At 28.8% G+C, this 6,557-nt stretch carries 7 protein-coding genes; all 7 read left to right on the forward strand.

Annotated elements, in window-relative coordinates; translation table 11 throughout:
* Positions 1-534 precede the first annotated feature (534 nt).
* The 7 genes from Q0138_RS04670 to Q0138_RS04700 all read left to right on the forward strand — a co-directional run bounded on the left by Q0138_RS04670 (position 535) and on the right by Q0138_RS04700 (position 6,432).
* On the forward strand, positions 535-1,212 hold the full coding sequence (locus Q0138_RS04670) for a hypothetical protein (RefSeq protein WP_297981569.1): 678 nt from the start codon (positions 535-537) through the stop codon (positions 1,210-1,212).
* 626 nt (positions 1,213-1,838) lie between these two features.
* The gene (gene pcn, locus Q0138_RS04675; RefSeq protein WP_297981571.1) at positions 1,839-2,573 is read left to right on the forward strand and encodes a proliferating cell nuclear antigen (pcna); all 735 of its coding nucleotides are present in this window, start codon (positions 1,839-1,841) and stop codon (positions 2,571-2,573) included.
* Between the two features lie 288 nt (positions 2,574-2,861).
* The gene (locus Q0138_RS04680; RefSeq protein WP_297981573.1) at positions 2,862-4,481 is read left to right on the forward strand and encodes a hypothetical protein; all 1,620 of its coding nucleotides are present in this window, start codon (positions 2,862-2,864) and stop codon (positions 4,479-4,481) included.
* A gap of 456 nt (positions 4,482-4,937) precedes the next feature.
* On the forward strand, positions 4,938-5,216 hold the full coding sequence (locus Q0138_RS04685; protein ID WP_297981575.1) for a 50S ribosomal protein L44e: 279 nt from the start codon (positions 4,938-4,940) through the stop codon (positions 5,214-5,216).
* Positions 5,217-5,225: 9 nt separating this feature from the next.
* Positions 5,226-5,405, forward strand: coding sequence for a 30S ribosomal protein S27e (locus tag Q0138_RS04690; RefSeq protein ID WP_297981577.1), 180 nt, complete (start codon positions 5,226-5,228; stop codon positions 5,403-5,405).
* Between the two features lie 62 nt (positions 5,406-5,467).
* Positions 5,468-6,250 (forward strand): translation initiation factor IF-2 subunit alpha, encoded by a 783-nt coding sequence (locus Q0138_RS04695; RefSeq protein ID WP_297981579.1) that lies wholly within the window; start codon positions 5,468-5,470, stop codon positions 6,248-6,250.
* Positions 6,251-6,261: 11 nt separating this feature from the next.
* On the forward strand, positions 6,262-6,432 hold the full coding sequence (locus Q0138_RS04700; protein ID WP_297981581.1) for an RNA-protein complex protein Nop10: 171 nt from the start codon (positions 6,262-6,264) through the stop codon (positions 6,430-6,432).
* Positions 6,433-6,557 lie beyond the last annotated feature (125 nt).

Here is a 6,557-nt window from a genome sequence, read left to right on the forward strand (position 1 = left end):
AATTAAATTAATTTAAATAAAAATAATTTTTTGAGTTTCTTTAAACTACAATTAATAATGGTTAAAAAAAATTCAAAATATAGAAAGCCGAAAAAACCCGCCAAAAAGATATCTCTCAGAAAAGAGTCAAACATTTCTCATTTGAATAAATCCAAAAAGATCACTTTAAAAAAATCAAAATCAGTTTCAAATGATCCTCCAAAAAATCAAAAATCAAATTTAAAAGAAAAAAATGGAAACAATTCTGAATTAATTACACAGTCGTTTTTCGACGCTCAAAGCTCAATTAAACTTCAATGCTGTTTTTGTTCTAAAAGTTTAAATAATAGTATAAAAGTAATTCTTGAGCCTTTCCCAAAAAATACCAAAGAAAACTTTAATTTCATTAAAAAAAGTTTTTTGCCTTTTGAAGTTTCTTGTTTAAAATGTTTTATCATTAAAGCTAAAATTAATAATCTTAAAAAAATAGAATCGCAAAATTATTTTTATAATGATACTCCTCATCAATATACAGATTATCATATTATAAGTAAAATGACTGAACCTATATTCACTGATGATTGGACATTTGGTGATGAAATTAAATTATTAGGTGCTTTATCTCATTTAGGTATTGGTAATTGGGAAGATATTTCAAATGTCTTAGGTAAAGATAAAAATTCTAGTTTTTCCAATAAAAATGGCGATAATAAAGAGTCTGTTGATAAAAATTCCGATTTATTAGAGGCTGATGATGATATATCTGATGATATTGACATCTTATATTCAGAATCCAACTTAAGTTCTCGTAAAAATCGTTCTTCTTCTAAAAAAGCTAATTCTAAAGATTCAGCAGACGATCCAGAGGAGTATGCTCCTGATGAAAGTTTTGATAGTTCTTTCGATGAGAGTATAAGTTCTGATGAAAATTCTGATGATTTTTCTGATGATGGTCTGGATGATGTAAATTCTTTAGAAAGCGCAAGTTCTGATGATGAGGTTGAAAAAATGTCTAATTTAAAAGATAAATATGCCAAATATGATTTTACTGAAGATTCCGACGAAGATTCTAAACCTAAATTTAAAAAATCAGTAGATTTTGATAAAATTCAAGAGGAACTTAGTGAAGAGCAATTAGAAGCTCAAAAGCAAAAACGTAAAGAAGAATTAGCTATTAAAAAAAGAAGAATCATTCAAGGAACTAATTTTGATAACAGCTTAAGGAAAAAATAATTTTTATCTTTTAGTTTAAATCAATAAATTTTCTTTAATTTTGTTTTTAAGATAAAAAATAATTTATTTTTCTTTTTCTTTTTCATTTTTTTAATCTGTTTTTTCCCTTATTTCATAATGTAATGTTTTATTTACTTTTTTATAATTTTTAATTTTTATTCTTTGTTTTGAGTTTTCTTTTTTTTATTTTGAATTTTCCTATTATTTTTAATTTTTATTCTTTGTTTTGAGTTTTTGTATTTGTTTTGAGTTTTGCTTTTATTTTTAATTTTTATTCTTTGTTTTGAGTTTTTGTATTTGTTTTGAGTTTTCCTATTTTGTTTAAATTTCACTATTTCTTTTGAATTTTGCTATTATTTTTAATTTTTAATGTTTTCTTTGAATTTTAGCATTGTTTTTGAATTTTCCCATTCAAATTAAAAATTATTATTTTTTTATAATTTGCTAATGAAATCGATATTAAAATAACTTTATAAATGATGAATTACTAAAATTTAATTATAATAAAAAGTGATAATTTTTATCATGATTTTTATATTTTTTAAAAATTATTAAGGCATTTTTAATTATGTTATTTTTTTATGATAATTTACCAATGCTTAAATAAAATCAAGAGATGATTTTTAATGTTTAAAGCTGAATTAAGTGATTCAAGTATATTAAAAACCAGTTTTGAGGCTATTTCATCCATCGTAGATGAAGTACAAATTCAAACTGACAGTGAAGGCTTTCGTTTAGATGCCTTAGATCGTAGTCATATTACTTTTGTTCATCTTGAATTAAAAGCAAGTTTATTTGATGAATTTATCTGTGATAATCCAGAAAAAATCAATATTGACACTGATGAATTAATGAAAGTATTGAAACGTTCCAAATCCAACGACCGTGTTAAGATGTCCTTGGATGAAGGAAACTTCATTCTTACTTTTGAAGGTGAAGCTACAAGAACCTTTAAAATCAGATTGATTGATATTGAATATGATTCTCCAACTCCTCCATCATTAAACTATCCTACTGAATTTGAGATTCCATTCTCTCTTTTAAAGGATTCCATTCAGGATATGGATATTTTCTCTGATAAAATTACCTTAATGGTGGATAAAGAGAACTTTAAAGCATCTGCTGAAGGTGAATTCGGTGATGCAAACATTGAATATTTACACGGAGAAAAAATAGATAACGAAGCTAAATCCGTTTTCTCTTTAGAAAAAATTAGAGAAATGCTTAAAGCAGAAAGATTCTCAGACATTGCAACTATTTCTCTTGGAAACGACATGCCTTTAACATTGAGTTTAAAAAGGGTAACCGATGATGGAGAACTTAGTTTCTTGCTTGCTCCAAGAATTGAAGCTGAAGATTAATTAATTTATATTTGAAATTTTAATTAATTGTTTTAGGCGGAATAAATATCTTATTTATTCTACTCTTATTTTTTTTATTTATTTTTATTCTTACACATTTACACATTAACTTTATTGAATTTTAATTTAGGAAATTCGAATTTTAGACTTTTTAAGAATTTTAACTTTTGTAACTTGGCTTTTAGACTTTTAGAATTTAGACTTTTTAAGAATTTTAGACTTTTGTAACTTGGCTTTTAGACTTTCAGAATTTTAATTTTTGTAGCTTGGCTTTTAGACTTTTTAAAGATGATTGCTATGGTAGAGGAGTATTTTAAAAAATTGCGTAGAATTCAAATAGAAGAGCGTAATAAAACTTCCTTGGCAAGGGTGGATAAGGATTTTTACATAACATTATACGCTTATATAAGGAATTTGGAACGTTCTGTTGCTAATAATCCTTTTGGAGATGAGCAATTACTATTGAACAGTGCTCAAAGGATAGCAATTGATATTTGTCAAAGAAGAGAGACTAAAATTACTGAAGCTGCCAGAAAAAATATATTTAGCTCTTTTCATCTTTTTAAAGGGGACAATACTCAATTTAACCTTTTGGACAATACTCCTTTAAATTTGACTGATGAAGAGGAAACATTGTACTTCTCTTTAATGGACTCTTTAAAAACTCACAGGTATAAGATTTCCATGGACAAGTTTGCTGACGATGAAATTTCCAAATCACTTGAAGAGGAGGATTCTGAGGAGTTTAATTTTCAACCAACCAATAATAAGCCTATAGTTGATTTAAGTGAGGATTCTAAAGAGTCCGAACAGGATATTTCTGCCCTTAATTCTGATCTTTCTGCTTCTGTGGAATCCGGTTCTGATATTTCTACTGTTGGTTCTGATCTTTCTGCTTCTGTGGAATCCGGTTCTGATATTTCTAATGCAGATTTAACTGTTTCTTCTGCTGCAGAGTCCAGTTCTAATGAGGTCGAACCTGCTGATTTAGCCGCTTCAGAGAATGTCCCTGAAGATAATGGTTTGGCAAGTATGGTGGCAGGTTTTGATCCTAAACATAAAGGTTCTGATGAAGTTTTAAGCAGATTGGATGAAATAAAAAATGCTAAAGTGGTTGATGATGAAAAGTATGAACCTATTGAAAAGCAAATTCAAAATCAGAAGAGGGCTTCTCTAGGTTCTGAAGTTCAGAGTTCTGTTTCCGGTTCCGGCGAGTATTCCACTTCTCGTTCTGATATTAGTTCTTCTCAAGCTGAAGAGTCTATGGAATCTAAAGCTAGTTCTGCTCCAGTTTCGGATTCTAGTTCTGGTATTGCTTCCTCTTCGGTACAATCTACTACAGATAAAAAGCCTAATGAAGATGCTGGTTCAAGGGATGTAAATAAAATTTTCTCTAATCCTGATGACCAATTTATTGATTTGGACAGTTTAGAGCCTAATTATGATGATATAAATTTTATAGATAATTCTTCTGGCTTTGTAGGTCCTAGTGATGAGGATTTTGCATTATTCTCTACTAAAAGGACTAAGGATAAAAAGCCTAAACCTCAATCCAATCTAGGCACTGGTTCTGGTGGACAACCTATATCTGATGTTAAACCTAAAGTGGATGATGGTTCTGATGCATTTGTTTCAGGTTCTGATTATAGGTCTTCAAGTTCTCGTGCAGTTGAAAGAGAAAGTCCTTCCAAAAAGCCTGTAAAACCTAAACCTAAGGTAGGTCCATTTACCAAAGATGAAATAAAGAACACTGCAGTTGTAATTTATAAAAATATTGGTCAAATAGTTGGTATTGATGAAAAGGTTTATGGTCCATTTGTCCCTGAAGATGTTGTTATATTGCCTCATTTAAATGCACAAATCCTTATTGATAATAATAAGGCAGGTTTAGTGGATTTGGCTAATTAAAACTTTTATTTTTTCTAATTTTTTTTAAATTTTAATTATTATTCTTTTAAAAGAGTAAATTTAAAACTTTATTTAAAAACTATTAATTCCCAATTTTCTTAATTTTAATTGCTTTAATCGTAATTATTTTTTAATCGATTCTATTTTTACAAAGATTTAAATATAATCAAAATAATAGTATATAATGTATCTATAATAATAGATTTCTTATTTTAAATATTTATTTTTAAAACTACTGGAAACTTCTATTTGCCAGTAGAGACGAATAAATTTTTTTACAGATTTAATCTTTTTAATAAGAATATAGATGCTCTCAAGCTTTTGGGAAACTGGATAAAGTTCTTAAAGGTTTGTTATAACTTATCCTCATGCTATATGGAAACCTAATCAGTTCCAGGTGGTTTGTTGTAATTATATATTATAAAATCCGAAAATGGATTATCAAAGGTGAGAAAAATGAAGATGCCTAAAGAAAAAAGAACTTACTGTCCACATTGTAAAAGACACACTACTCATGAAGTACACACTTCCAAAAAGAGAAAAGCTAGTGAATTAAAATGGGGACAAAGACAATTCAGAAGAGTTACTGCAGGGTACAGAGGTTATCCTAGACCTTTACCAGGTGGTAACAAGCCGGTTAAAAAATTAGATTTAAGATATAAATGTAAAGAATGTGGAAAATCCCACATCAGAAAATCATTCAGAGTAGGAAAACCTGAATTCGTATCTAATTAGGTGATTTGTATGGCTAGTAATGGTAGAGGAAACTTTTTAAGAGTAAAATGTTTAGATTGTGATAACGAACAAATCATTTTCGATCGTGCAGCTTCTGATGTAAAATGTATAATCTGCGGTAAAACTATTGTAAAATCCCGTGGAGCTAAAGCTAAAATCATGGCTCACATCGATGAAGTTTTAGATTAAATACAAATTAATAGGATTTTAACTTTCAGTTAAAATCTAAATTTTATATTTCGGTGTTTTAATTGGTAAGAAAAAGTCAAGAATGGCCAAATGAAGGAGAACTTATTGTAGGTACTGTTTACAAAGTTCTTAATTATGGTGCTTTCGCTAATTTAGAAGAATACGAAGGTAAAGAAGCTTTTATTCATATTTCTGAAGTTTCTTCTGGTTGGGTTAAAAATATCCGGGATCATGTAAGAGAAAATCAAAAGATTGTTGCTCGTGTTTTAAGGGTTAATCCTAAAAAGGGTCATGTTGACGCTTCCTTGAAAAGAATCAGAGAGGATCAAAGAACCAAAAAGATTCAACAATGGAAGGTTGAACAAAAGGCTGAAAAATTCTTGGAATTAGTAGCTAAATCTTTAGATAAAGACTTAGACACTGCTTATGATGAAGTAGGTTACGAGCTTATGGATATCTTTGGAGATATCTATGGCGCATTTGAAAATGCTGCTGAAGAAGGTGCAGAAACTCTTACTGAAGAAGGTATTAGCGAAGAATGGGCTAATGCCATTACTGAAGTTGCTGTTAAAAATATCACTCCTCCTGAAGTTCACATTACAGGATATGTTGATATTGAAAATTACGCTCCAAACGGAGTGGAAATTATTAAAGAAGCTCTCTTAGCAGCTGAAGACGAAAATATTGAAGTTCAATGTGTTGGAGCTCCTCGTTACAGAATCACTGTAACTTCAACTGATTATAAAATCGCTGAAGGTCAATTAAAAGACGCAGCAGAAAGAGCTATTGTAATTGTTGAAGATGCAGGTGGAAAAGGAGAATTCTTACGTGAAATTGATAATTAATTGTGAATCAGATGAAAATGAAAATGAAAAAGTGTCCTGCCTGCAATATTTACACGCTTAAGGCCCAATGTCCCAATTGTGGCGGAGAGTTGAAAGTGATTTATCCTCCTAAATTTTCAGTTGAGGATAAGTATGGAAAATATCGCAGACAATTAAAAAAAGAGATGCTTAATAAAGAATAATTAATTGCTTAAATCATATTTATTAGTCTAAAGTCTTCGGATTTAAATTGTTTTGGTTTAAATTTTAATCTTTTTAATTTAAATTTTAATTTTTTTAATTTAATTTTTTTCTTTTTAATTTAAAT

The organism is uncultured Methanobrevibacter sp., from assembly GCF_937906425.1.
In the GTDB taxonomy this organism is placed as follows: Archaea; Methanobacteriota; Methanobacteria; order Methanobacteriales; family Methanobacteriaceae; genus Methanobrevibacter.

Excerpts from the sequence above, each read along its gene's own strand:
- pcn (WP_297981571.1), top strand. The coding sequence starts at position 1,839 with ATGTTTAAAGCTGAATTAAGTGATTCAAGTATATTAAAAACCAGTTTT.
- Q0138_RS04700 (WP_297981581.1), top strand. The coding sequence starts at position 6,262 with ATGAAAATGAAAATGAAAAAGTGTCCTGCCTGCAATATTTACACGCTT.
- Q0138_RS04680 (WP_297981573.1), top strand. The coding sequence starts at position 2,862 with ATGATTGCTATGGTAGAGGAGTATTTTAAAAAATTGCGTAGAATTCAA.
- Q0138_RS04670 (WP_297981569.1), top strand. The coding sequence starts at position 535 with ATGACTGAACCTATATTCACTGATGATTGGACATTTGGTGATGAAATT.
- Q0138_RS04690 (WP_297981577.1), top strand. The coding sequence starts at position 5,226 with ATGGCTAGTAATGGTAGAGGAAACTTTTTAAGAGTAAAATGTTTAGAT.
- Q0138_RS04685 (WP_297981575.1), top strand. The coding sequence starts at position 4,938 with ATGAAGATGCCTAAAGAAAAAAGAACTTACTGTCCACATTGTAAAAGA.